Origin of the sequence: Hyphomonas sp., assembly GCF_046313735.1 — a bacterium.
Taxonomy (GTDB): domain Bacteria; phylum Pseudomonadota; class Alphaproteobacteria; order Caulobacterales; family Hyphomonadaceae; genus Hyphomonas.
The window spans coordinates 18408-41935 of record NZ_JBKBXW010000004.1 but is presented as its reverse complement, the minus strand read 5'-3'; the positions used below and the strand labels follow the sequence as shown (position 1 = coordinate 41935).

Here is a 23528-nt window from a genome sequence, read left to right as displayed (position 1 = left end):
GGCGCCTCCCTTGACCCCGGCGCGCGGGTCTGTAAGCCGTGGCCACCTTGTTTCCGGCCCCTGACAGGTTCCCATGGCTGAGCTTCTGATCGAACTTTTCTCCGAGGAAATCCCTGCGCGGATGCAGGCGAAGGCGGAGGCAGACCTCCTGGCCGCGCTGACGCAGCGGCTGAAAGAGGCTGGCCTTGGCTGGACGCAGGCGTTTGCCGTGTCCGGGCCGCGCCGGCTGACGGCGGTGGTCGAAGGGCTGGACGCGCGCTCGGCCGATGTGCGCGAGGAGAAGAAGGGGCCGAAGGTCGGCGCGCCGGAACAGGCGGTTGCCGGCTTCCTGCGCGGGGCGGGGCTGAAGGATATCAGCGAGGCGGAAATCGTCTCCGACCCCAAGAAGGGCGATTTCTATGTCGCTTACATCTCCACGCCGGGGCGCGACGCGAAGGACATCATCGCCGAGGCTGTGCCGGAGATTGTGCGGAATTTCCACTGGCCGAAATCCATGCGGACGGCGGATGGCGATTTGCGCTGGGTGCGCCCGCTGCAGGGGATCGTCTGTGTGCTGGACGGCGCGGTCGTGCCATTTGACGTGGGCGGCGTGGCGAGCGGGAATGTGACCGAGGGTCACCGTGTGCACGGGCGTGGTCCGTATACGGTCAATGCCTGGAAGGATTACAAGGCGCAGCTGGAAGGGAAGGGGCATGTGATCCTCTCCCGCGATGACCGGCGCAATATGATCCTTGAAGGGATCAACAAGGTGTGCGCCGGCGCAGGGCTCGACTGGATCGAGGACAAGGGGCTCTTGGAAGAGGTGGTGGGCCTTGCCGAATGGCCGGTGGTCGTCCTTGGGCAGATGGATCCGGGATTCCTGGACCTGCCGCCGGAAGTCATCACGCTGTCGATGCGCACGCACCAGAAATACTTTGCGGCGAATGATGCGAAGTCCGGCAAGCTGGCGCCGGTGTTCATCGTGGTGGCGAACATTTCGGCCAGCGATGGCGGCGTGAAGATTGCCGAGGGCAATGCGCGGGTTCTCTCCGCGCGCCTGTCGGATGCGCGCTTCTTCTGGGAGAAGGACAAGGCAACGCCGCTGGAGGAGATGGCCGCGAAGCTGAAGACGATTGCGTTCAAGGAAGAGCTTGGCAGCCTGGGCGACAAGGTGGAGCGCGTGGCGGCGCTGGCGCGGGAGCTGGCGCCGAAGGTCGGGGCGGATCCTGATCTGGCGGAACGCGCGGCGCGGCTGGCGAAGGCCGACCTTGTGTCGGAGATGGTGGGCGAGTTTCCGGAGCTTCAGGGGGTGATGGGGCGGTATTATGCGTTGGCCGCGGGCGAGGACGCCCGCATCGCCGACGCCATCCGCGACCATTACAAACCTCAGGGCCCGAACGATTCCGTGCCCACCGATCCGGTCTCCATCGCTGTCGCCCTGGCGGACAAACTGGACACGCTGACCGGCTTCTGGGCCATCGACGAAAAGCCGACAGGATCGAAGGACCCGTTTGCGCTGCGGCGGGCGGCCCTCGGTGTGGTGCGCCTCATCCTCGAGAACAAGATCCGTTTCAGCCTCGACCGGTTCAATGACGCGCAGGTCCTGAAACACCAGATTGGTCCGCAGGCGGTCGATTGGTCCGCGCCGTCCCTGTCGGCGCTGTCGCGCGCGATCATGAACGAGGGCGTCTTCAGCGATGCGGCGCAGGGCGCTCTCGCTGCCATCGAGGGCGGTCTTCCGGACTGGGCACACCGTGTCTCGGCGCATGATCCGTCGGTCAGCGATGACCTGCTGGACTTCCTGCACGAGCGGCTGAAGGTCTACCTGCGCGACCGGGGCGCACGGCATGACTGGATCGATGCCTGCCTCGGCATGCCGGACCGGTGCGACCTCGTGCTCATCGTCAAGCGGGTTGAGGCGCTGGCCGCTTTCCTTGCGACCGAGGATGGGGCGACGCTGCTGGCGGGGTATCGCCGCGCGGCGAACATCCTGAAGGCGGAGGAGAAGAAGGGCGCGCTGCCGGAGGGACTCGCGGTGGATGCCAAGCTGATCTCCAAAGGGCCGGCGGAGGAGCAGGCGCTGTTTGCGGCGTTGAGCCGGGCTGAGGCTGCGCTGGAGGCGCCGCTGAGGGCAGAGGATTTTGCCGGGGCGATGCGCGTTCTGGCTGGCCTGCGCGCGCCGGTGGATGCGTTCTTCGAGGCGGTGATGGTGAATGATGCCGACCCGGCCGTGCGGGCGAACCGGCTGGCGCTGCTGGTGGCGGTGCGCGGGGCGCTGCACAAGGTGGCAGATTTCTCGAAAATCGAGGGCTGACTTTCGCCGGAATACAGGCGCGACAACATTGTCATCGCCCATGCGGGTTGCCGCGACATCCCCGTGGCTGGCAATTGTCTCGCGCATGCAGCATAGGACTTGCAAACCGCTGGCAGGGCCAACGCCTGCGATACCAGTTCAGAACACGGGGAATGCATCCATATGGGCAATGCAGCAGTGAAACAGGCAACCGAGACCTGGGTTTACGCCTTCGGCGGCGGCACCGCCGATGGCGATGCCTCAATGAAGAACCTGCTCGGCGGCAAGGGGGCAAACCTTGCGGAAATGGCCAAGCTCGGCCTGCCTGTGCCGCCCGGATTCACGATCTCGACTGCCGTCTGCACGGCCTATTATGACACAGGCCGCGCCTGGCCGGCGGGGCTGGAGGCGCAGGTGGACGCCGCGCTTTCGACGCTCGAAGCGAGCACCGGCAAGGGATTTGGCGACCCGGCCAATCCGCTGCTGGTCTCCGTGCGCTCGGGCGCGCGCGCCTCGATGCCGGGGATGATGGACACGGTGCTGAATCTCGGCCTGAACGAGGCGGTGGCTGCGGGCCTCGCCGAGAAGGCGGGCGGGCGGTTTGCCTATGACAGCTATCGCCGCTTCATCCACATGTATTCGAATGTCGTGCTCGGCCTCGACCATGAGGAATTCGAGCACATCCTGTCCTCCTACAAGGAGCGCAAGGAATTCGAACTCGACACCGAACTGGACGCCGATGACTGGAAAGAGATCATCGTGCGCTACAAGAAGGCGGTGGAGGAGGACCTCGGCCGTCCGTTCCCGGAGGATCCGCGCGAACAGCTCTGGGGCGCGATTTCGGCGGTGTTCAATTCCTGGATGAGCGACCGGGCGATCATCTATCGTAAGCTGAACGATATTCCCGAAAGCTGGGGCACGGCTGTGAACGTGCAGGCGATGGTGTTCGGCAATCTGGGGGATACGTCGGCAACCGGCGTTGCCTTCACGCGGGACCCGTCGAACGGTCAGGCGATCTTCTATGGCGAATACCTGATCAATGCGCAGGGCGAGGATGTCGTGGCCGGCATCCGCACACCGGCGCCGATCTCGCGCGAGCGTGCAGCGACGCTTGGCTCCTCCGATGCGCCGCTGGAAGATTCGATGCCGGAAGTCTACGCGCAGCTGCGCGAAGTGGCCGCAAAGCTCGAGAGCCACTACAAGGACATGCAGGATATCGAGTTTACCGTCGAGGACGGCAAGCTCTACATGCTGCAGACGCGCAGCGGCAAGCGGACGGCCGGGGCGGCGGTGAAGATCGCGGTCGACATGGTGCGCGAAGGTCTGATCACGGAAGAAGAGGGGCTGATGCGGATTGACCCGTCGGCGCTCGACCAGCTGCTGCATCCGCGCCTTCTGACGGACCAGGAATTTGCAGACCTCAACACGAAGCGCCGCAATTCCGGCCAGGAGGCGCTGCCGGTGTATGATGTGATCGTGCGCGGTTTGCCGGCGAGCCCGGGCGCTGCTGTGGGCAAGATCGTGTTCGATTCCGAAGAGGCCTTCCACCTCGCCAACAAGGGCGAGGATGTCATCCTTGTGCGGCTTGAGACGAGCCCGGACGACATTAAAGGAATGCATGCGGCGCGGGCGATCCTGACGGCGCGCGGCGGCATGACGAGCCATGCAGCCGTGGTGGCACGCGGCATGGGCCGGCCCTGCGTATGCGGGGCAAGCGGCATCCAGATCGACTATAACGCTGGCACGCTGACGGTCCGTGGGCGGACCTTCCGGGCGGGCGATGTGATCACGCTTGACGGCGCGAGCGGGCGTGTGATCGCGGGCGCTGCCGAGATGGTGCAGCCCGACCTTTCGGGTGATTTCGGCGAGCTGATGGGCTGGGCCGACAAGCGCCGCAAGCTGAAAGTGCGCGCCAATGCCGAGACGCCGGTGGACACGCGCACGGCGGTCGAATTCGGCGCGGAGGGCGTCGGCCTCTGCCGCACCGAGCATATGTTCTTCGAGGAGGAGCGCATCCCGGCGGTGCGCACGATGATCCTTTCCAATGACGAAAGAGGCCGCCGCGAAGCGCTGGCCAAGCTGCTGCCGATGCAGCGGTCCGATTTCGAGGAAATCTTCCGTATCCTGGGCGACCGGCCGGCGACGATCCGCCTGCTCGATCCGCCGCTGCATGAATTCCTGCCGCATACGGATGAGGATATTGCCGGCGTTGCCAAGGCATCCGGCCTCAGCGCTGAAGAGCTGAAGCGCCGCGCGAATGACCTGCACGAATCCAATCCGATGCTGGGCCATCGCGGTTGCCGGCTCGGCATCACCTATCCCGAAATCTATGAGATGCAGGCCCGCGCGATCTTCGAGGCGGCGGTGAATGTGGCCCGGGATGGCGGCGTGCAGCCCGTGCCGGAAGTCATGATCCCGCTTGTGGCCACCTATCGCGAGCTTGAGATTCTCAAGGCGCTGGTCGATGAAACCGCCAGGAAGGTCTTTGCCGAGATGGGCGTCACGCTGGACTATATGGTCGGTACCATGATCGAATTGCCGCGCGCGGCGCTGGCCGCGAAGGAAATTGCTCTGGCGGCGGAGTTCTTCTCTTTCGGCACCAATGACCTGACCCAGACAACGCTTGGCATCTCTCGCGATGATGCCGGCAAGTTCCTCACGGCCTATTCCGACAAGGGGATCTATGAGAAAGATCCCTTCGTGACGCTCGACCAGGAAGGCGTGGGCGAGCTTGTGAAAATGGCCGCCGAGCGGGGCCGGGCAGGGCGTCCGGGCATCAAGCTGGGCATCTGCGGGGAGCATGGCGGGGACCCGGCCTCTGTGGAATTCTGCCACCGGGTCGGGCTGGATTATGTGTCCTGCTCGCCTTACCGGGTGCCGATCGCGCGGCTTGCTGCGGCCCAGGCGGCGGTCCGGAATGGCACGAAATAGGCCTTTCCGGCGTTAACCGGTCATAAATACATGATGCTTGGGTGTTGCATAAGTGCAACATCCGGCTTTGTGGAGGCCGCGCGGAAAGCGGCCGGCAACAACCTATTTTGCCTGAAATTTCATTGAATTAGACCGGACCCGGGCCGTCATGTTCCTATGCTGCGGCGCGGGAAAAGTGTTTCAGCTTTCTGAATTGTCACTCAGAGAACTGGCTGGATTATTGCTAGATACAGGCGGGTGGGCCAAGTCCCGTCAGCCCTCGTCGAGGGCGGGCCGGCAAACGCGGCCTCAGACTGAAACAATCCAGACACTCCGGGGCATCAGGCGGAGCGATAACTGCCGGCCGGAGAAAGAGGAGCGGTGATGTTAAGGTTTTCGAAACCAGGCCGGGCGACTCTGCGCCCCTCTAAAGGGCTGCGGCACAAGCTCGCTCGGTGGTGGTTTGCAATGACGGATCAGGAACAGCGGGATGTGTATGTCCGCGGCGGCATGATCGCGATCATCGCTGTCAGCGCCACTGTGTCGCTTCCGGCAATCTCTGAAACCCAGGCCAGCCTGCGCGCCGATGCGGAATTCCGCGCCGAGGCCGAGCGGTTCGCTGTCTATGGCGATGGCGGCCTGGCCGTGCGCACCGCAGCTGATGCCCCGGCAGTGCTCGACTCGCCCTGGCTGCGCACGGTCGAGTATACGCTGAAGCGCGACATCGACTCCTCGATGAGCCGTTATGCCATGCGCGACCGCGATGGCGCGGCGCTGGCGACGCTCGCCTCTTTCCGCCCGGACCAGATCAAGCGCGCCGAGACGATCGAGACCGAACTGAAATGCATGGCGCAGGCGGTGTATTACGAATCCGCGCATGAGCCGCTCAATGGCCAGCTTGCGGTGGCCGAAGTCGTCGCCAACCGCGTGCGCGATCATCGCTATCCGGACTCGGTCTGCGGCGTTGTCTATCAGGGCGCGACCCGCACAACGGGCTGCCAGTTCACCTTTACCTGTGACGGCGCGCTCAACCGCGCGCCCGTGGGCGAGAACTGGGAACGCGCCAAGCGCATCGCCGCGCATGTCATGATGGAGCTGCATGAGGAGCGCACGGGCGGGGCGACCCATTACCATGCGACCTATGTGGACCCGGTCTGGAATGCCGGCCTTGTGAAGACCGACCGGATCGGCCTGCACATCTTCTACCGCTTCCCGCGCGGGGCCGAATGGGCCGCCGTCGAGCGCAATTTCGCTGCCCGCAAGCGCGAGACCGAGCTGCGCCTCGCCGCGCTGGACGCCAGCCGCGAGGCCGACATGGCCGCAATCGACGAAGCGCTTCTGTTCTCTGACCGGTCGTCTGCCGCGAATGACGGCTATTACACGATCACGCCGACCACCGCGCCCGCCGGCGTCACGACGTCTACGCGGACGGTTTCCAACGCCGCGCCGCGGCTGATGTCGGTGCAGACGGTTAAGGCCGATGAACCTGCAGCGCCGGCAGCAGTGCCAACAGCCGCCGGCGGGGAGAATCCGGTGGATGCCTATATGGCCCGTCAGATTGCAGGCGCGCTGGGCCAGGGCGCTGACACATCCAGCGCGCACTGACATTCTTGCTGAGGCGCTATTCGCGAGGCGGAACCTGTTTCCTTACGCCTTTGCGGAAAACTTCCGGTGCCCAGCGCGTCATGAAGCGCGCGCGTTCAGCCTCTCCGCCGACCATGTAATGGATGTCGTTGCCGTGGGCGGCGTCCCAGGCTTTTTCGGCGGCAAGCGAGACCGGATAGATCTTTGCGCCGCCCGCGCGCAGCTGGTCTGACATCTTTTCGTTGGCGCCTTCCTTTGCGCCCATGTCGAGGATCGGGGTTTCGACAAACCACGGCATCAGCGAGGTGACCCGGATGCCGAGATCGCGGAACTCCGCATCGAGCGCTTCCGTCAGCCCACGGACGGCCCATTTGGTGGCGGAGTAGACGGCCAGGCGCGGCGCGCCGACGATGCCGGCGGTGGAGGCTGTATTGACGATGCGCGCACCGGGCGTTTCGCGCAGCAGGGGCAGGGCGGCGTGGACGCCATTGATGACGCCCTTGATATTCACGTCCACCACCCAGTCATTGTCCTCAGGCGGAATATCCTCGAACCAGCCATGCCGGCCGACACCCGCATTGTTGAAGAGGACGTGCATCTTGCCGCCGGTCGCCGCACTGAAGCCGGCGACGGCGCGGGCCCAGTCCTCGCGGCTACGCACATCGAGGCGGGCGGAGTGGCTGCCGCCTTCGCCCAGCTCAGCGGCGATGGCGGCGAGGCCGGTCTCGTTCACATCATAGAGGCCGCAGAACCAGCCTTTGCGTGCGAAGTGGCGCGCAGTCTCGGCGCCGATGCCGGAGGCTGCGCCCGTGATGAAGATCGCCTTGCGGCCGCCCGCTGCTGACATGAAGTGCCTCCTGGTTTAACTCCGCCGCGGGTCTGGCGCCGCGCTTTGCCGGAGTGTCAGACCACATCGAGGCCGAGGTCAAGGTTCGGTGCAGAATGGGTCAGCGCGCCGGAGGAAATGAGGTCAACGCCGGTCTCTGCAATTGCCGCAACGGAAGCCAGCGTAACCCCGCCGGAGGCTTCCAGCGTAACCTTGCCGCCGGCCATGCGCACGGCCTCGCGCAGGTCTGAGAGTGTCATGTTGTCAAGAAGCACCGCATGCGGACCATGCTTCAGGGCTTCCTCAAGCTGGGCAATTGTGTCGACTTCAATCTCGATCATCCGCAAATGGCCTGCATAGGCCTTGGCGCGGGACATGGCATCCGCGATGGAGCCGCCACAGGCCGCGATGTGGTTATCCTTGATGAGGATAGCATCGTCGAGGCCATAGCGGTGGGAGGTGCCCCCGCCGCAGCGCACGGCGCGCTTTTCGAGGGCGCGGTGGCCGGGCGTTGTTTTCCGTGTACAGACGATCCTGGCGCTTGTGTGGGCGATGGCGTCGGCGTACTGGCGCGTCAGCGTTGCGACGCCTGACAGCCGGCCAAGGAAATTGAGCATTGTGCGCTCGGCCGTAAGGATAGACCGGGCGGAACCTTTTATGCTGAGTACCGTATCGCCGGCGGCAAGGCGGCTGCCGTCCGCTTTGTGGATATCGAGTGTCAGCGAGGGGTCGATCAGGTGCGCGGCGTAGGCGGCGGCGTCGAGGCCCGCGAGGACGCCGTCCTTGCGCGCGGCAATGACGACTGAAAGTTCCGTCTCCGGAGGGATTGTGGCATCGGTTGTCAGGTCGCCCGCGCGGCCAAGATCCTCGGCGAGCGCAAGGCGCACGATCGGATCAAGGATGATGGACGGCAGGGGCGGAATGGGGGTCATCGGGCAATCACTTCGCGGGGAGGGCTGAACAGGAACTGGCGCTCCGGCGCGCCGGTTGCGGGGAAATCACTGCGGAAATGGCCGCCGCGGCTTTCCCGGCGCGCGAGCGCTGCCGAGGCGATAAGGCGTGCACTCACAAGTTCTGGCGCGCCGGGTGCTGCAGGCTCGAGACCTGAGATGAGGTCAAGTAGGCGCTCAAGGCCCGCCGCATCGCGCACGACGCCGCAATTGGCCGACATCGATTCGCGCAGCGACAGGAGCGCGCCCGGGTCGAGACGCGGGGGCAGCGCGGCTTCGCTCAGTCGCGGCGCCTTGAGCGACGATCCGCCGATGCGGCGCGCGATCCGTTCGGCAAAAACGACCGCTTCGAGCAGGGAATTTGACGCCAGACGGTTTGCGCCGTGTGCGCCGGTGGCCGAGCATTCTCCGCATACGGACAGGCCTTCAAGGGTGGTCCGCCCCCAGATGTCCGAGACGATGCCTCCCATATGGTAATGCGCCGCCGGTGCGACCGGAATCATCATCGTGCGCGGGTCAATCCCGGCGCTCATGCAGGCGGCGAACACGGTCGGGAAGTGGTGCGGGAAGGCCTCGCCGATGGCGCGGCGGCAGTCGAGGAATGCGCCCCGGCCGGCGGCGCGTTCGGAATGGATGGCGCGGGCGACCTCATCACGCGGGGCAAGCTCTGCCTGCGGATGATAGTCTGCCATGAAGGCGCGCCCATCTGCATTGTGCAGCGTGGCGCCTTCGCCGCGAAGGGCCTCTGTCGCCAGCGGGGCGGGGTCGCGGCCGATATCGATGCCGGTCGGGTGGAATTGTACGAACTCGATATCGGCAAGCAGGGCGCCGGCCTGATGGGCCATGGCGATCGCTTCGCCAAGCGCCTCGCGCGGATTGGTGGTCACCTGGAACAGGCCGCCGGAGCCGCCGGTGCACATCACGGTCTCGCCTGCCGTGACCGGATAGACGGCGCCGTCCGGCCCGCGCAGCAGGGCGCCGGCGATGCGCCCATTTGCGTCCTGAAGGAGGTTTGGCGCGCGGGCGCCTTCGATCAGCGTGATGTGGCTGGCCGCACCGACTGCCGCGACGAGCGCGTCCATGATCGCCTTGCCGGCAAGGTCACCGGACACGCGCGCAACGCGGGGGAAGGAATGGGCAGCTTCCAGCGACAGCGCAAGCTGGCCATCGGGCGTGCGGTCGAAGGGCACGCCGAGAGAGACGAGGTCGCGCACCCGTCGGGGGCCATCCTCGGCGATCAGGCGGGCGATGACCGGATCCACGAGACCGGCGCCGGCGGCGACGGTGTCGGCGGCGTGCTGCGCGGGGCTGTCTTTCGGGTCGAGCGCCGCGGCGAGGCCGCCCTGCGCCCAGGCAGAGGAGGAGGCCTGACCCAGAGGGGCGGGCGAGATCACCGTGCAGGGGCGGGGGGCGAGTTTAAGCGCCAGGAACAGGCCGGCGAGGCCCGCGCCGATAATCAGCACATCGGTGCTGGCGCCGGCGCCAGCCTGATGGCGCTGCGCATCCCCCTCGAACATCTGGAAACCGTCCCGGTCAGGAAATACCGTCAGAGGCGCGGCGGAACTCAACCGGCGCAGTGACGGCAGAGACGAGCGCGCCGAACATGCGTTGCGGCGACTGGATCGTCAGGGTGAAGTTGTCGGGCACATAGAGGAGCCCCTCGAACTTGGATTCGAGCATCTCCTCGATCGTCGAGCGGATCGAGACCTGGTTGCCGAAGCGCGTTGCGTCGCAGGACTGGCGCACGACCGAGCGGCCCCACATCGAGCACATCTCCACGGCGGTCAGCTCGCAATTGTAGCGGCCACTGTCGGGATGGGGCGTGAGCCGCATTGTGCCGGTCATGACGCACTGGCCACCGCGATAAGGGCTGGTCTGGAAGCTCCAGTTGCCGAGGACGTCGGTGGAGTCCGAGCCATTCTTCGCCTGCGCCGGTAAAGCAGCCACCGCCGCAAGCGCCAGCGCCGCCATAAGGCCATGGACCATCCGCGCCATGCTCATCCTCCTGAATTCCGCCCCTTGTCTTTGCGTCAATTGAACGCCTGCGCGGTCCGGCTGGCAAGCCGGATTCCGCATTATACGACGAGTTCAAGCTCCCGAGGCTTCGCGCCGGTCACGAAATCGAGCGGGCGCTCCATTTTCGGCAGGGCGAGCATGGCATCCAGCGCCGCCTTGGCACGCAGGCGGACATCCTCCGGGATCGCCACTTCGTGCACGCCGGTTTTCAGGCAGTCATAGATGTTTTCCAGCGTGATGCGCTTCATGTGCGGGCAGAGATTGCAGGGGCGGACGAAGTCCACGCCCGGGTTTTCTGCCGCAACATTGTCGCTCATCGAGCATTCGGTAAGGAGGACGACCTTCGCCGGGCGCTTCTCTGCGACGTAATTGGCGAGCGCGGCGGTGGAGCCGGCATAGTCGGCCGCTTCCAGCACGTCCGGCGGGCATTCCGGGTGGGCGAGCACAATCACGCCGGGATGGGCCTCGCGCAGCTGGTGGACATCCTCGGCGGAGAACTGCTCATGAACCTCGCAGGCGCCCGGCCAGGTGAGAATCCGCAGGTCGGTCTGTGCAGCGACGTTCCGGGCGAGATACTGGTCCGGCACGAGGATCACCGTGTCGGTGTTCCATTCCTTCGCGATCGCCTCGACGACCTGCGCCGCATTGGAGCTGGTGCAGGTGATGTGGCACTCGGCCTTCACATCGGCCGTGCAGTTCACATAGGTGACGATGGGATAGTCCGGGTATTTCTGCTTGATCAGGCGCACATCCGCGCCCGTGATGGAGCTCGCGAGAGAGCAGCCGGCCTCCAGCGAGGGGATCAGCACGGTCTTTTCCGGCGCAAGGATCTTGGACGTCTCGGCCATGAAATGCACGCCGGCCTGAACGATGATTTTCGCGTCCGTCTGCGCCGCCTCACGGGCAAGCTGGAGGGAGTCGCCACGGAAGTCGCCGACGAGGCGGAAGATGTCCGGCGTCATGTAATTGTGGGCGAGGATGACGGCATCCTGCTCGCGCTTCAGCCGGTTGATGGCGGCCACCAGCGGGGCAATCGCGGGCCATTCCATGGGCGTGACGAAGTCTGCGACCAGCGGATAGAGCGCATCGGTTTCGGCGCGCACAGCGTCGTCATAGACAAGCCCGCGCGCTTCGGCGGCCGAGCGGCTGTGCAGCGGGGTCGGGGCCGGGCAACCGGGGCCGGCATCAATCAGGCGCGCCATTGTGAACCTCCTTGGATCAGACCGAGCGAGTTATGCTCGATTTGAGTATAAGTTAGGCCTGAGACCGGGCGTTTCAAGGGGCGGCCTTCAACGCTGCAGGGATCAGGGCTCTTGTGCGACAGGGACATGATGGTTTTGCGCAGTTTGAGCAAAAGTACGGTTAGCGAATCACCGCCCGGGACGCAAGCCCCGGCGCCTTAATCCTGCCTTTATTGAAACTGTGGCTGGCCAGGTGAGGCATGGCTCTGTTGGGTTGGTGCGAGGTATGCGCACGACCACCGGCTGAACGGCTTTCAGGTGCCGCCAAACCCGTGCACTGCCTTGGTCTCAGGCCGTGAAATGGTGAAGTTGAAAGCAGGTCCTGCCATCAAAGCAGTGAAATGCGCTCGCGCTGTGCGGGATCCGGATAGTTCCGGTACAATCCGACGTGCATGGATGAGATCATATTGTGCATCCGCTCGTACAGGCGTGTGCTTTCATCGTCCATCTTTGACAGGCTGCTGAAGGTTTCCTCCAGCTGAGCCATGCTCTCGACTTCAATCTCAATAAGGAAATCTGTGTGCGCGCCGGATGCCAGGCCGAACTTCCGCCTCATGATCCGCCAAGAACTGACCAGTTTTTCCTGCTCGAGAAATCCTAGCCAGGCCTGCGCTGCCGCAGCGAAAGCCAGCGAGCGATCAGGGTCCTTCAACTCAACCATGCAATGATAAAGGTTCATCTTCATGTCTCTTCTGCAGGATCGACGGGTCCATCAAACGCAGAAAGATGTTTCACAAGCCTTACCGCCGTCGTAAAGCCTGATCGGAGTTGCGGCACGCGCTGCTGCCTACTTTGCCAAGCTTTCAGTGGTTGGCTCGTGTGATTGCCGGACAAATGAGATGCCGGTGAAAGCATGGCGGCGGCGGCGGCAGGGGGGCTTCGCGGCAAAGCCGAATATGCCTCCTGCCCGAATTCGGGCATGCTTCATGCAAAAAAAGGGCTGCGGAAACCACAGCCCTTCTGCACTTGCTGCGCGGGACGAAGCGTCAGTCGCGCGTTGCCTTGCGCACAGCATCCTTCGCGTCGCCGGCAGCCTTGCGGGCTTCGCCTTGGAGCTTGTCAGCCTTGCCTTTTGCTTCAAGAGACTTGTCGCCGGTCATCTTGCCGGTGGCTTCCTTGACGCTGCCTTCCATTTTCTTTGCGGCGCCCTTGATATGTTCCTTGTCCATTTGGGTATCTCCCTGTCTGGCCGTTGCAGGGTCGCAACACCGGATCAACGCAGGGCGATGCCGAAGGTTCCGGGAGACTATCGTCTTTGTACGAATTACTTCAGTTCGGGTGGAGTGCCCTTGCGCGTATCTGCATTGCAATCGGAGTAGGCCGCTATTCCCCAAACAGGTCCAGCGCGGCGGCGGTCATGGCGGCGACGCCGGTGGCGATGGCGGGGTCGTAGTCCGGCGCGAAGAGGGGGGAGTGCAGCGAGGGCAGGGGCATTCCGTCGAGTTGTGAGGCGGCGAACCGCTCAGGTCTGACGGCCCCCAGCCAGAAGATGACGCCGGGAATGTTTTCCGGTGTGCGGGCGAACTGGCCGAAATCCTCTCCGCCCATCACCGGCGGAACCGCGCGGACATTGGCGTCCCCGATTTCGCGGGCGACGGCGCGCATGGCCCTTTCGGTAAGGGCCGGGTCGTTGAAGGTCGCAGGCGTGTAATCGCTCTCGATACGGATGACTGGCGCGGGCGCGCCAAAGGCCGCCGCCTGGCCCTCTGCGATGCGGCGGATGCCGTCGAGCAGCATCTGGCGGGTTGTATCCTCATAGGAGCGGACGGTGATGAGGAGCTCTGCTTCATCCGGGATGATGTTGTGCTTGGCGCCGGCCTTGATCGAGCCGACGGTGACCACAGCTGAATCCAGCGGGTTGGTGTTGCGCGAGACGAGCGATTGCAGCGCGACCACGATGTGGCTGGCGATGAGGACTGGGTCGCGGGTCGTGTGCGGATAGGCGCCGTGCCCGCCTGCGCCCCGGACAGTGATATCGACCGAATCGACATTGGCGAGTGCGAAGCCGGAGGAATAGTTGACGGTGCCGGACGGCGCCCCGGCAGAGACGTGCAGGGCGAGATTATAGTCCGGCTGCGGAAAGCGCGTGTAAAGACCATCTGCGATCATCGCCTGAGCGCCGAGGCCGATTTCCTCCGCAGGCTGAGCGATCATGACGAGCGTGCCCTGCCACTGGTCCTTTGCGGCCACCAACGCGCGGGCGGTGCCCACCCATACGGTCATATGGATATCGTGCCCGCAGGCGTGCATGACGGGGCTTTCCACGCCGGTATGGGTCTGCGAGACGACGCGGGAGGCAAAGTCAAATCCCGTCTGTTCCGGCACGGGCAGGCCGTCAGTGTCCGCCCGGATCAGTACGGTCGGCCCCTCGCCATTCTTCAGCACACCGACGACACCATAGCCGCCGACGCCGGGGCGAACCTCGCCGACATCGCGCATCACCTTCTCGCGCACCCAGGCATCGCCGACGCCTTCGGTGACGTCAAAGCCCAGCGCGCGCAATTCGCTGGCCATCAGCTTCGAGGACTCGGCTTCGCGGAAGGAGAGTTCCGGGTTCGCATGAAGGTGGCGATAGAGTTCGATGAGGGAAGCGTCCGCCGTGCGCAGCTCGCCCACGGGCATACCCGCGATGCCGGCGGGGGCGATGAGGCCGCCGCTGTCGCTGCCGGTTTTGGCTGCTTCGGCGCTTCCGGTGTCCGTGCCAGCGCCGCCGCAGGCTGCGAGCGCCAGTACGCTTGCCGCTATCATCAGTCCACGCATGCCCCGGCTCCTTCCAGTTCCCAGTTGGGGCAGCCTAGCGCAGGTCCGCGCCAAGTAAATGGCTGGCCGGATGCGAGTCAGCGCTCGGAGCGGCGCATCGCGGCGGCGATGGGGTGCTCGCCCAGCGCGTCCATCACGCCGGCGCGCATGTCCGGCGTCTTGTTCTGGCTGAGCTTGGTGATGCCTTCAAAGCGGTGCGGCACCATTTCGAAGGCGCGGATGGCGCGGACCATGCGGGCAAACGCGGCCGGATCCATCTTGCTGCGCGTCCAGGTCGGTTTCGGCAGCAGGCGGGCTTCGAATTCGGCCGAGACATCATCGAGGAAGGCTTCGGCGTCAGTGGGGACGACCGTGCCTTCCGCCTCGGCGGAGAGGTAGTTCCAGGTCGGCACCTGATCCGGAACAGGGCCGTACCAGTCGGGCGAGATATACGCCTCCGGCCCGGTGAACACGATGAGGGCGGCAGCGCCCGCTTCGAGGCGATGGGTCATAGGATTGCCGGCCGAAAGGTGGAAGCGGAGGCGCACGCTGCCATCGTCCAGCCGTGCGGCAAGTACCGGGGAGTGCGCGGCGAGCGGCGCAGGGCCGCCATTCAAGGTGATCAGGCCGAGCGGATAGGCGCGGATACGGGCGAGCAGGGCGTCCGTGTCTGCTTCCCGGAAGATGGGCGCGGGGTGCATGGGTTCAGAACAGGCTGCCCTGGTCGCCCTTGCGGACGGGGGGCTTCCGGGCCGGCGTCCCGCCGCCGCCGGGATGGGTGGTGACGTCGCCGTCTGAGAAGGTGAGGCGCAGGGCGTCCTCGCCGGCTGCGGTCGCGGCGGAGCGGATGAGCTGGCCATCGGCGCCGCGCACGATGGCGTAGCCGCGCTTCAAGGTCGCCTGATAGGACAGGGTTTCCAGCAGCTTGCCCTCGGAGGCGAGCGCGGTCTTCTTCTGCTCGATCAGCCGCATCAGGGCCGGCCGGGCGCGTACGGCGCTTTCGCGCAGGCGCTGGCGCTGGGCGCGGATCTCGGCGCGCAGGGTGGCGGGGGAGAGCTGCAGGCGGGAGAGGCGCACGCGCGCGCGCTGGGTCAGGGCAAGGGCGGCCCTGGGCAGGCTTGCGGCGGCATAGTCGAGGCGCTGGCGCTTCGACTGGAGCAGCGTTTCCGGCCGGGGCAGGCGGGCGGCGGCGAGCTTGTCTCCGGCGCGCCCGAGGCTGCGGGTCAGCGCACGCTTCAGCCGCTGGCCGGACTCCTCAACGCCGAGCAGGAGCTCTGTGCGCACGGGGACTGCCATTTCGGCGGCACCCGTAGGCGTAGGCGCGCGGCGGTCGGAGACGTAGTCGATGAGCGTCGTGTCGGTCTCATGGCCCACGGCGGAGATGAGGGGAATCTCGCTTGCGAAGGCCGCGCGCACGACGATTTCCTCATTGAACGGCCAGAGATCCTCGATGGAGCCGCCCCCCCGCGCGACGATGATCACATCCGGCCGGTCCGGCCCGCTCATGGCATTGAAGCCCTTTATGCCGGCGGTGACCTGCGCGGCGGCCTGTTCGCCCTGCACGAGCGCCGGCCAGACGATGACGCGCACCGGGAAACGCTCCCGGATACGGTGGAGAATGTCGCGGATAACCGCGCCGGTGGGGGAGGTGACGACACCGATGGTGCGCGGCAGGAAGGGGATCGGCTTCTTGTGGCGCGCCTCGAACAGGCCTTCGGCGGCGAGTTTCTTCTTGCGCTCCTCCAGCAGCTGCATCAGCGCGCCGGCGCCGGCCGGGCGCATGGAACTGGCGATCAGCTGGTAGGCGGAGCGGCCCTCATAGGTGGAGAGGCGGCCGGTGGCGACCACTTCGAGGCCTTCCTCCGGCCGGAAGGTCAGCCGGTCGACCTGGCCCTTCCACATCACCGCGTTCAGCACGGCGCGGTCGTCTTTCAGGTCGGCATACATATGGCCGGATTTTGCGATGGTGACCCGGCCCAGCTCGCCGCGCACGACGACATGGTCGAAATTCGTCTCGATCGTGCGCTTCAGGCTCGCGGCGAGCTCCGAGACGCTCTGTTCAGGCTGGTTCGAGGACGGCGAGTCGGGCATTTCCGCTTGATCCCATGCACGGCTCAGCGCATCAAGCCCGCCCATGAACATACTCCTGATCGGATCGGGCGGCCGTGAACACGCCCTGGCCTGGAAGATGGCGCAGTCGCCCCTAGCGGACACGGTGCATTCCGCGCCCGGCAATCCCGGCATGGACGAGATCAGCCCGTGCTTCGATGTGGCCGCTGATGATGTGGACGCGCTGGTGAAGCTCGCCCTGCAGGTGGAGCCGGACCTGGTCGTGATCGGGCCGGAGGCGCCGCTGGCGCTGGGCCTTGCGGATATCCTGCGGGCGCGCGGCTTTGATGTGTTCGGCCCCTCGCGTGAGGCGGCGCAGCTGGAAGCGTCCAAGGCCTTCTCCAAGGCGCGGATGGTGAAGTATGGCGTGCCGACGGCGGCCTATGGCGAGTTCACGGAGGCTGCGCCCGCCAAGGCGTTCCTGCGCAAGATGCAAGCCCCTTATGTCCTGAAGGCGGATGGTCTCGCCGCCGGCAAGGGCGTTGTCATCGCCGCAACGCTGGAAGAGGCAGACGCCGAGATCGACGAGATGCTGTCGGGCAAGTTCGGCTCGGCCTCGGCGACGCTGGTGATCGAGGAGTTCATGCATGGCGAGGAAGCGAGCGTGTTCGTCATCACCGATGGCGAAGGCGCGATCTATCTGCCCGCCGCGCAGGACCACAAGCGCGCGCATGATGGCGATACTGGCCCGAACACCGGCGGCATGGGCGCCTATGCGCCGGCCCCGGTCGTCAGTGAAGGGATCATGCACCGCGTGAAGCGCGAGATTGCCGAGCCGATGCTGCGCGGCATGGCGAAGGACGGGATACCGTATCAGGGCGTGCTCTATATCGGCATCATGGTGACGGACGAAGGCCCGAAAGTGGTCGAGTTCAATGCCCGCTTTGGCGATCCCGAATGCCAGGTGCTGATGAAGGGCCTTGCGGGGGATATCATGCCCGCCATCCTCGCCTCAGCCACCGGCGGCCTGAAAGGCAATGAAGCCGCGTTCGAGGCGCTGCTGGAGCTGGACCGGTTCCAGCCGGCCGCCGCGGTGGTTCTCGCCGCGAAGGGCTATCCCGGCGCATATGAGAAGGGCAGCGTCATCGAGGGCGTTGAGGCGGCCGGCGCGCTGCCGGGCGTCACCGTATTCCATGCGGGTACGGACATTGGGCCGGGCAACAGGCTCGTTGCCAAAGGCGGGCGGGTGCTGAATGTCACCGCCAGCGGCGCGACGCTGGAAGAAGCGGTGGCCCGCGCCTATGCCGGCGTTGATGCCATCAACTGGCCGGAAGGCTTCTGCCGCCGCGATATCGGCTGGCGGGCGCTCAAAGCGTAAAGCCCTAGGCGTCCTTGAACCAGACCTCGACGTCGCCCTTCAGGGTGAGGAGGAGGGGGCGGCCCTTGCGGTCGACAGCCTTGCCGGCGGCGACCTTGATCCAGCCTTCGGAGATGCAATACTCCTCGACATTGGTCTTTTCCTCGCCGCGAAAGCGCACGCCGATGCCGCGGGCCAGCGCGTCATAGTCGTAATGCGGGCTGTCGGGATAGATCGAGAGGCGGTCGGGAGGTGTGTCGGTCATGCGCGCCGGTTTAGCCGCCTGCGTGCCCGGCGATCAAGAGGGCGCATCCAGCCTATTTGCCGACGAAGATCAGAGCGCCTTCGGGGACCTCATCCAAGAACCGGGCAAGATCCGCCGCAGAGAAGACGATGCAGCCATTGGAGCGTCCGAGCTTGCCATGCCGGGCGAGGAAGCCGGGCTCGGCATACCAGGCGGCATGGATGACGATGGCGCGGGCCCGCGCATTGCGATTGCTGTCTTCCAGCCCGTCCATCCGTGCGGAGCGCCCATGCTGGCCATGATACGCCTCCGCAAGCCGGAACAGGCCCTCCGGGCTCGCCTGCGAGCCGGGGACGCTGGAGAAGCTGTCGAGATAGCCGTCATGATCGGGGTCAGAGCCGAGGCCATGGGCGGCGCGATAGGCCGTGACGGCGCCGGTTTCTAGATTGACGATGAACAGGCGTTCCTCGCTGGAGTGAAGGCTGTAATCGACGATGACGAGTTTGTCGGCTGTAGTCCGTTCCGGCGCGGCGGCGTCTCGCGCCTGCAGGGCGGCGGCGAGAAGCTCCGGGCGGATGCGGCCTTCGGGGTCTAGCGGGTTTGCCCATGCCGGGCTCACGATCGAAAAGGCCAGCAGAAACAAGGTGAACAAAAGTCCGGCTGTCTTCATTTCATAGCCTCCGGCGCTGGCGCGTGTACGTCGCGGCAGGTCTTGGCGTGCGCGCCTGCCCGGGTATGCTAAGCGCTAAAATCCGGCAGAATTGAGAGGGAACAACATGGCGGAAGCCCAGAGCGCGCAGGACCTGTTTTCCGGGACAAAGGAAGTCGCCGAATCCCACCGGTTCGATGAGGCAAAGCTCGCCGCATGGCTGGAAGCGAATGTCGAAGGCTATCAGGGCCCCTTGGAAGTGCGCCAGTTCAAGGGGGGCCAGTCCAACCCGACCTACCAGCTGGTGACACCAAACAAGAAATACGTCATGCGCCGCAAGCCGCCGGGCAAGCTCCTGCCGAGCGCTCATGCGGTCGACCGCGAATACCGCATCATCAGCGCGCTCCATCCGCTTGGCTATCCGGTCGCCCGGCCCTATGGGCTGTGTACGGATGAAAGCGTCGTCGGCACGATGTTCTATGTGATGGACTGTGTCGAAGGCCGCATCCTGTGGGATGGCACACTGCCGGACTATGCGCCAGCCGAGCGCCGCGCGATCTATGAGGCGAAGGTCAAGACCTTTGCCGAGCTTCACAATGTCGACTGGCGCAAGGCCGGACTCCAGGATTATGGCAAGGAAGGCGATTATGTTGCCCGCCAGATCCATCGCTGGACCAAGCAATACAAGGCATCGGAAACGATGCACATTCCGGAGATGGAGCAGCTGATCGACTGGCTGCCGAAGAACATCCCGCCGGGCGACACGACGACGATTGTGCATGGCGATTACCGCCTCGACAACATGATCCTGCATCCGACCGAGCCGAAGGTTATCGCGGTGCTCGACTGGGAACTCTGCACGCTGGGTGATCCGATTGCGGACTTTTCCTATCACCTGATGAACTGGGTGATGCCGCCGGGCGATTCAGCCCGCGGATCCATCATGGCGATCCCGGACCTGAAGGCCTGGGGCATCCCGACGATGGAAGAATATGTTGCGCTCTATTGCCAGCATACGGGCCGCAAGGGCCTGCCGGAGCTTGATTACTATTTCGCCTACAACGCCTTCCGCCTCGCCGGCATTCTTCAAGGCATCATCGGGCGTGTGCGCGATGGCACGGCCAACAGCGCGAATGCCGAGTCCAATGCGGCGCGCGTCGTGCCGCTGGCGAAATTTGCCTATGAATACGCGCGCCGGGCCGGGATGCCGGGCTGAGGCGCAGCCCCCGGTTCAATTTCAGAAGCGAGCTGGCTCGCCCGATTGTTTCCGGTTGCGGACGCGGTAGGGTCTCCGCCTGTCTGGGAGGATATGCCATGAAAAAGTTCGTGAGCGCTGTGCTGGGCGCAATGATTGCCGCCATGCTCGTACTAGCGCAGGACGCCGTGATCCATGCCGGCCACGTCCTCGCCAAGCCCGGCGAGGGATACCTGACCCGCCAGACGATCCTGGTCGAGGGCGGTCGGATCGTGTCGGTGACGCCCGGCTATTCCACGCCGCGGAGCTATCCCGTCATCAACCTGCGCGACGCTTATGTGCTGCCCGGGCTGATCGACAGCCATGTGCACATCACCAGCGAGAACGGACCGAACAGCCGGTTTCGGGTGTTCGAGAATTCCGAGGTCGATACGGCGTTCGACGGCGCGGCCTATGCGCTGCGCACCCTGCGGGCGGGCTTCACCACGGTGCAGGATGTCGGCGGGAACAATTCGGCTGTGTTCGGGCTGCGGGATGCAATTGCGCGCGGCGCCGTGCCGGGCCCGCGCATTCGCGCCTCGGGCCGGTCGGTCGCGGTCACGGGCGGGCATGGCGACATGAATGGCTGGGCGCCCGAAGTCATGGCGCGCTTTACCGGCACGAATATCTGCAACGGCGCCGACGACTGCCGCCGCGCCGTGCGCCAGCAGATCAAGGACGGCGCCGACCTCATCAAGATCACCGCAACCGGCGGTGTCCTGTCGAACACTGCGGCGGGGCTCGAGCAGCAATTCTCGGACGCTGAGCTCGCCGCAATCGTCGAGGCAGCCCATTCGATGGGCCGCAAGGTCACCGCACATGCCCATGGCAAGGGCGGGATCGAGTCCGCCCTTCGCGCCGGTGTCGATTCCATCGAGCACGGCACGTATCTGGACACCGAGACGATTGCGCTGTTCCGCGAGCGGGGCGCCGTGCTGGTGCCGACGGTGCTGGCAGGCGTCACGGTGACCGGCTGGACGAACGAGCCCTGGTTGCCGGCGGCCTCGCGCGCCAAGGCGGCCGAAGTCGGCCCGCTGATGCTGGACATGCTGCGCCGGGCGCGGGAAGGCGGGGTCACCATCGCCTTCGGCACAGATACCGGCGTCTCCCGGCATGGTGACAATGCTGGCGAGCTTGCCCTGATGGTTGAGGCAGGCTTCACGGCGGAGGAAGCGATCCGATCTGCGACCGTCGTGGCCGCCCGCCATGTCCAGATGGACCGGGACATCGGCACGATCGAGGCCGGCAAGTTCGCCGATATCATCGCGGTGGCGGCAGATCCGCTGCGCGACATCAGCCGCCTCGGGGACGTCTCCTTCGTCATGAAGGGCGGCGAGGTCTACAAGTCCGGCAGGTAATTTGCATGGCAGACAGCGAGTGCCTGTGCGTTTTGACCGCGCGCGGGCAGTGTCCTATGCAGGAATGAGGGTAAACCCTGAAGAATCGGGGTGTCCCGCGATGAGGAAAAACATGCGCTTTCGCCCTGGCCTCCTGGCCGTTTCGGCCCTGATCTCGCTGGCTGCCTGCAGCGCGCCGGAGGGCGACCCGGCTCAGCCCGGGGCCCGTTCAGCCGCCAGCAGCGTTGCCGGATCGGAGGACTGTGTTCCGATTGCCGATGGGCTTTATGAGTTCCGCGATGGCCGTTTCCTCGCTGTAACCACCCCGCCGGAAGCCTTTGCAGCCAGCCCGGCGGTATGGGTTGAGGAAATCCAGTCCGGGCTGCAGGCCGCTGGCTTCAGCTGGGCGCAGCTCATCGTTCGCGACAGTGTCGCCATTATGGCCGGCAGCGCCCCCAGCGCAGAAGTTCGCCAGCGCGGCCTCGCTGCGGCGCGCGCCTCGCTGACGGCGCATCCGCGCGCCTCCGAAGTGCGCCTGATCATCCTCGACGGGATTGAAGTGGAAGGCGGCGAGACCGGCCCCGGCGCGCCAGTGGCCATGCTCGCGCGGCGCACAGTGACCCCCGATGCCTGTGAAGCGACCTTCCGGCGGGTGCTCGAGGGGCGCGAGATCATCTTCGTGGCGGACGCCGCGACGATCTCGCCCGTCAGCCTGCCGCTGCTGGATGCCCTCGCGGGCACAGCCAGCCTCTGCCAGTCCTTCTCTGTCGAGATTGGCAACCATACCGGCTCGCGCGGGCTGGCGGACTATAATCTGCGGCTCTCGCAGGACCGCGCCAATGCGATCCGCGATCACTTCACGGGGCTGGGCGTACCGGCGGACGCGCTTGCCCCCGTGGGCTATGGTGCAAGCCGGCTGCTCGACACGGGCACATCGGCAGAGGCCCAGGCCCGCAACCGGCGCACAGAGTTCAAGGTCACCGCCCGCCGCTGAGCGCCGCCCCGCTTCAGAAGCCGAGGATGAGGCCGGTATCCGGCGCAATCGCCGCATCGAGCGTGCGCGTCCAGGCAGCCTCGATCGCGCTCGGGCCCCGGGCTTCGACAGGTGTGACATATTTTGCGGAGGCCGCATAAAAGCCCGAGAGCGCGCGCGCCGTTCGGGCATTCAGCTCGTCTGCACCAAGGGCCTTGGCCCGCTCGGCAGCATAGGTGGGCACGAAGAAGAATTCAGGCGCAGGGCCCGGCGCCTCGACCGGCTTGCGGCTGGCTTCCCAGTCCGTCACGCCGATGACGAGGCTGCGCACCAGCCGGTCCTTCAGCGCGTGGTGCACATCTGCCGTCAGGGCCGGCCGGCCGACGAAGTCCACATAGGCGGCAAGGCCGCGCGCGTGCAGCTGGTCGACATCCTCGTAGGGGATCGTCCGCGCATAAAGACCGGTAGCCTCGACCCATTCACGGTTGGCATCGGATGTTAGCGCAACAGCCTCGACGGTTCCGCGCTGCTTCAGGCAGTGAGCGAGGGCGAGGGCGGTTTTCGACGATGCGCTGGAGACGACCACGGTTTCGGGGATCGCTGCGCCGCTCTCCATCAGGCAGTCGTCAATCATCCAGCCCGTCGTGAAGAGTGGCCGGAACAGCATCTGCTGCGCCTCGAAGGCCGGGTCATAGGAGGGGTCGGCATCATTGCGGATATAGGTGTTGTAGATCGCCGCGAGGCCCTGCCGGTGGGCAGCGCCATCCAGAAACCCGGCCGCGCTGATGCGGGCAGGGGTCACATCAAACACTTCGGAAATCGGCAGGTAGCCATAAAGCCGGGTGCCGGGTTCAACACCCGCTGCCCGGGATTCGATCACTGTCGCGAACCCCCAGACCGGCACGCGGCCCCAGGACGGGTCGGCTGCCGGAAAGAAGTTCCAATAGCCCATCGCCTCGCCAAAGGCGGCATAGGTCACATTGTTTGACGTCAGCGCGAAGGCATCGACGCGCAACCTCGCGGCGCCCTCTGCCAGGGGGGCGGGTATCACGTCGGTCCAGCTTGTTTCCCGAAGATTGCCCCGCCGGATCAGAAAATCGCTCATGATTATCCCCTTTGCGCGTGTCCCGTCCGCGCCACTCGCCTG

General features: G+C 65.4%; 20 protein-coding genes. 7 read left to right on the top strand and 13 right to left on the bottom strand.

Features of this window, described 5'->3' with window-relative positions:
• The first annotated feature begins 73 nt into the window (after positions 1-73).
• The 3 genes from glyS to ACK4SV_RS03245 all read left to right on the top strand — a co-directional run bounded on the left by glyS (position 74) and on the right by ACK4SV_RS03245 (position 6787).
• On the top strand, positions 74-2293 hold the full coding sequence (gene glyS, locus ACK4SV_RS03255; RefSeq protein WP_409916363.1) for a glycine--tRNA ligase subunit beta: 2220 nt from the start codon (positions 74-76) through the stop codon (positions 2291-2293).
• Positions 2294-2455: 162 nt separating this feature from the next.
• Positions 2456-5203: a pyruvate, phosphate dikinase gene (gene ppdK / locus ACK4SV_RS03250; RefSeq protein ID WP_409916362.1), complete on the top strand. Its 2748-nt coding sequence runs from the start codon at positions 2456-2458 to the stop codon at positions 5201-5203.
• A 447-nt stretch (positions 5204-5650) separates the two neighbouring features.
• A complete protein-coding gene (locus ACK4SV_RS03245) occupies positions 5651-6787 on the top strand; it encodes a cell wall hydrolase (RefSeq protein WP_409916361.1) in 1137 nt (378 codons plus the stop codon).
• A gap of 16 nt (positions 6788-6803) precedes the next feature.
• Here the strand turns inward: ACK4SV_RS03245 and ACK4SV_RS03240 are convergent, their stop codons facing one another.
• From ACK4SV_RS03240 to xseA, 10 genes are all read right to left on the bottom strand, one after another.
• Complete coding sequence (locus ACK4SV_RS03240; RefSeq protein WP_409916360.1) at positions 6804-7613, bottom strand: SDR family oxidoreductase; 810 nt, start codon at positions 7611-7613, stop codon at positions 6804-6806.
• Between the two features lie 56 nt (positions 7614-7669).
• Entirely contained in the window at positions 7670-8524 is an 855-nt protein-coding gene (gene nadC / locus ACK4SV_RS03235) for a carboxylating nicotinate-nucleotide diphosphorylase (RefSeq protein WP_409916359.1), read from the bottom strand.
• Positions 8521-10059 (bottom strand): L-aspartate oxidase, encoded by a 1539-nt coding sequence (locus ACK4SV_RS03230; protein ID WP_409916358.1) that lies wholly within the window; start codon positions 10057-10059, stop codon positions 8521-8523. The genes nadC and ACK4SV_RS03230 overlap by 4 nt, the downstream gene beginning before the upstream one ends.
• 16 nt (positions 10060-10075) lie before the next feature.
• The gene (locus ACK4SV_RS03225; protein WP_409916357.1) at positions 10076-10537 is read right to left on the bottom strand and encodes a hypothetical protein; all 462 of its coding nucleotides are present in this window, start codon (positions 10535-10537) and stop codon (positions 10076-10078) included.
• Between the two features lie 80 nt (positions 10538-10617).
• Positions 10618-11760, bottom strand: a complete 1143-nt coding sequence (nadA, locus tag ACK4SV_RS03220; protein WP_409916356.1) for a quinolinate synthase NadA — start codon at positions 11758-11760, stop codon at positions 10618-10620.
• Positions 11761-12127: 367 nt separating this feature from the next.
• A complete protein-coding gene (locus tag ACK4SV_RS03215; protein WP_409916355.1) occupies positions 12128-12478 on the bottom strand; it encodes a DUF6614 family protein in 351 nt (116 codons plus the stop codon).
• 307 nt (positions 12479-12785) lie between these two features.
• Complete coding sequence (locus ACK4SV_RS03210; protein WP_409916354.1) at positions 12786-12968, bottom strand: CsbD family protein; 183 nt, start codon at positions 12966-12968, stop codon at positions 12786-12788.
• Positions 12969-13122: 154 nt separating this feature from the next.
• Complete coding sequence (locus tag ACK4SV_RS03205) at positions 13123-14421, bottom strand: M20 family metallopeptidase (protein ID WP_409916455.1); 1299 nt, start codon at positions 14419-14421, stop codon at positions 13123-13125.
• Between the two features lie 215 nt (positions 14422-14636).
• On the bottom strand, positions 14637-15239 hold the full coding sequence (locus tag ACK4SV_RS03200; RefSeq protein WP_409916353.1) for an FMN-binding negative transcriptional regulator: 603 nt from the start codon (positions 15237-15239) through the stop codon (positions 14637-14639).
• 4 nt (positions 15240-15243) lie between these two features.
• Positions 15244-16629, bottom strand: coding sequence for an exodeoxyribonuclease VII large subunit (gene xseA / locus ACK4SV_RS03195; protein ID WP_409916352.1), 1386 nt, complete (start codon positions 16627-16629; stop codon positions 15244-15246).
• Between the two features lie 43 nt (positions 16630-16672).
• Between xseA and purD the strand changes: the two genes are divergently transcribed.
• A complete protein-coding gene (purD, locus tag ACK4SV_RS03190) occupies positions 16673-17965 on the top strand; it encodes a phosphoribosylamine--glycine ligase (protein ID WP_409916351.1) in 1293 nt (430 codons plus the stop codon).
• Between the two features lie 4 nt (positions 17966-17969).
• On the opposite strand, the gene ACK4SV_RS03185 is transcribed toward purD, so the two are convergent.
• Positions 17970-18209: a DUF3297 family protein gene (locus ACK4SV_RS03185; protein WP_409916350.1), complete on the bottom strand. Its 240-nt coding sequence runs from the start codon at positions 18207-18209 to the stop codon at positions 17970-17972.
• 52 nt (positions 18210-18261) lie between these two features.
• The gene (locus ACK4SV_RS03180; protein ID WP_409916349.1) at positions 18262-18858 is read right to left on the bottom strand and encodes a murein L,D-transpeptidase catalytic domain-containing protein; all 597 of its coding nucleotides are present in this window, start codon (positions 18856-18858) and stop codon (positions 18262-18264) included.
• Between the two features lie 106 nt (positions 18859-18964).
• Between ACK4SV_RS03180 and ACK4SV_RS03175 the strand changes: the two genes are divergently transcribed.
• The 3 genes from ACK4SV_RS03175 to ACK4SV_RS03165 all read left to right on the top strand — a co-directional run bounded on the left by ACK4SV_RS03175 (position 18965) and on the right by ACK4SV_RS03165 (position 22402).
• Positions 18965-20053 carry a phosphotransferase family protein gene (locus ACK4SV_RS03175; protein WP_409916348.1) on the top strand — a complete coding sequence of 363 codons (1089 nt, stop codon included), beginning with the start codon at positions 18965-18967 and terminating at the stop codon, positions 20051-20053.
• Between the two features lie 98 nt (positions 20054-20151).
• Positions 20152-21429: an amidohydrolase family protein gene (locus ACK4SV_RS03170; RefSeq protein ID WP_409916347.1), complete on the top strand. Its 1278-nt coding sequence runs from the start codon at positions 20152-20154 to the stop codon at positions 21427-21429.
• 112 nt (positions 21430-21541) lie between these two features.
• Positions 21542-22402, top strand: a complete 861-nt coding sequence (locus tag ACK4SV_RS03165; RefSeq protein ID WP_409916346.1) for an OmpA family protein — start codon at positions 21542-21544, stop codon at positions 22400-22402.
• Positions 22403-22415: 13 nt separating this feature from the next.
• Here the strand turns inward: ACK4SV_RS03165 and ACK4SV_RS03160 are convergent, their stop codons facing one another.
• Positions 22416-23486 carry a DUF2855 family protein gene (locus ACK4SV_RS03160; RefSeq protein ID WP_409916345.1) on the bottom strand — a complete coding sequence of 357 codons (1071 nt, stop codon included), beginning with the start codon at positions 23484-23486 and terminating at the stop codon, positions 22416-22418.
• Positions 23487-23528: the final 42 nt, after the last annotated feature.

What these genes read in the sequence shown, in the direction of transcription:
- ACK4SV_RS03165 (WP_409916346.1), top strand. Translation starts at nt 21,542, where the DNA reads ATGCGCTTTCGCCCTGGCCTCCTGGCCGTTTCGGCCCTGATCTCGCTG.
- purD (WP_409916351.1), top strand. Translation starts at nt 16,673, where the DNA reads ATGAACATACTCCTGATCGGATCGGGCGGCCGTGAACACGCCCTGGCC.
- ACK4SV_RS03225 (WP_409916357.1), bottom strand. Translation starts at nt 10,537, where the DNA reads ATGGCGCGGATGGTCCATGGCCTTATGGCGGCGCTGGCGCTTGCGGCG.
- nadC (WP_409916359.1), bottom strand. Translation starts at nt 8,524, where the DNA reads ATGACCCCCATTCCGCCCCTGCCGTCCATCATCCTTGATCCGATCGTG.
- ACK4SV_RS03215 (WP_409916355.1), bottom strand. Translation starts at nt 12,478, where the DNA reads ATGAACCTTTATCATTGCATGGTTGAGTTGAAGGACCCTGATCGCTCG.
- ppdK (WP_409916362.1), top strand. Translation starts at nt 2,456, where the DNA reads ATGGGCAATGCAGCAGTGAAACAGGCAACCGAGACCTGGGTTTACGCC.
- ACK4SV_RS03180 (WP_409916349.1), bottom strand. Translation starts at nt 18,858, where the DNA reads ATGAAGACAGCCGGACTTTTGTTCACCTTGTTTCTGCTGGCCTTTTCG.
- ACK4SV_RS03245 (WP_409916361.1), top strand. Translation starts at nt 5,651, where the DNA reads ATGACGGATCAGGAACAGCGGGATGTGTATGTCCGCGGCGGCATGATC.
- ACK4SV_RS03200 (WP_409916353.1), bottom strand. Translation starts at nt 15,239, where the DNA reads ATGCACCCCGCGCCCATCTTCCGGGAAGCAGACACGGACGCCCTGCTC.
- xseA (WP_409916352.1), bottom strand. Translation starts at nt 16,629, where the DNA reads ATGCCCGACTCGCCGTCCTCGAACCAGCCTGAACAGAGCGTCTCGGAG.
- glyS (WP_409916363.1), top strand. Translation starts at nt 74, where the DNA reads ATGGCTGAGCTTCTGATCGAACTTTTCTCCGAGGAAATCCCTGCGCGG.
- ACK4SV_RS03170 (WP_409916347.1), top strand. Translation starts at nt 20,152, where the DNA reads ATGAAAAAGTTCGTGAGCGCTGTGCTGGGCGCAATGATTGCCGCCATG.
- ACK4SV_RS03175 (WP_409916348.1), top strand. Translation starts at nt 18,965, where the DNA reads ATGGCGGAAGCCCAGAGCGCGCAGGACCTGTTTTCCGGGACAAAGGAA.
- ACK4SV_RS03185 (WP_409916350.1), bottom strand. Translation starts at nt 18,209, where the DNA reads ATGACCGACACACCTCCCGACCGCCTCTCGATCTATCCCGACAGCCCG.
- ACK4SV_RS03205 (WP_409916455.1), bottom strand. Translation starts at nt 14,421, where the DNA reads ATGCCCGTGGGCGAGCTGCGCACGGCGGACGCTTCCCTCATCGAACTC.
- ACK4SV_RS03240 (WP_409916360.1), bottom strand. Translation starts at nt 7,613, where the DNA reads ATGTCAGCAGCGGGCGGCCGCAAGGCGATCTTCATCACGGGCGCAGCC.
- ACK4SV_RS03160 (WP_409916345.1), bottom strand. Translation starts at nt 23,486, where the DNA reads ATGAGCGATTTTCTGATCCGGCGGGGCAATCTTCGGGAAACAAGCTGG.
- ACK4SV_RS03210 (WP_409916354.1), bottom strand. Translation starts at nt 12,968, where the DNA reads ATGGACAAGGAACATATCAAGGGCGCCGCAAAGAAAATGGAAGGCAGC.
- ACK4SV_RS03230 (WP_409916358.1), bottom strand. Translation starts at nt 10,059, where the DNA reads ATGTTCGAGGGGGATGCGCAGCGCCATCAGGCTGGCGCCGGCGCCAGC.
- nadA (WP_409916356.1), bottom strand. Translation starts at nt 11,760, where the DNA reads ATGGCGCGCCTGATTGATGCCGGCCCCGGTTGCCCGGCCCCGACCCCG.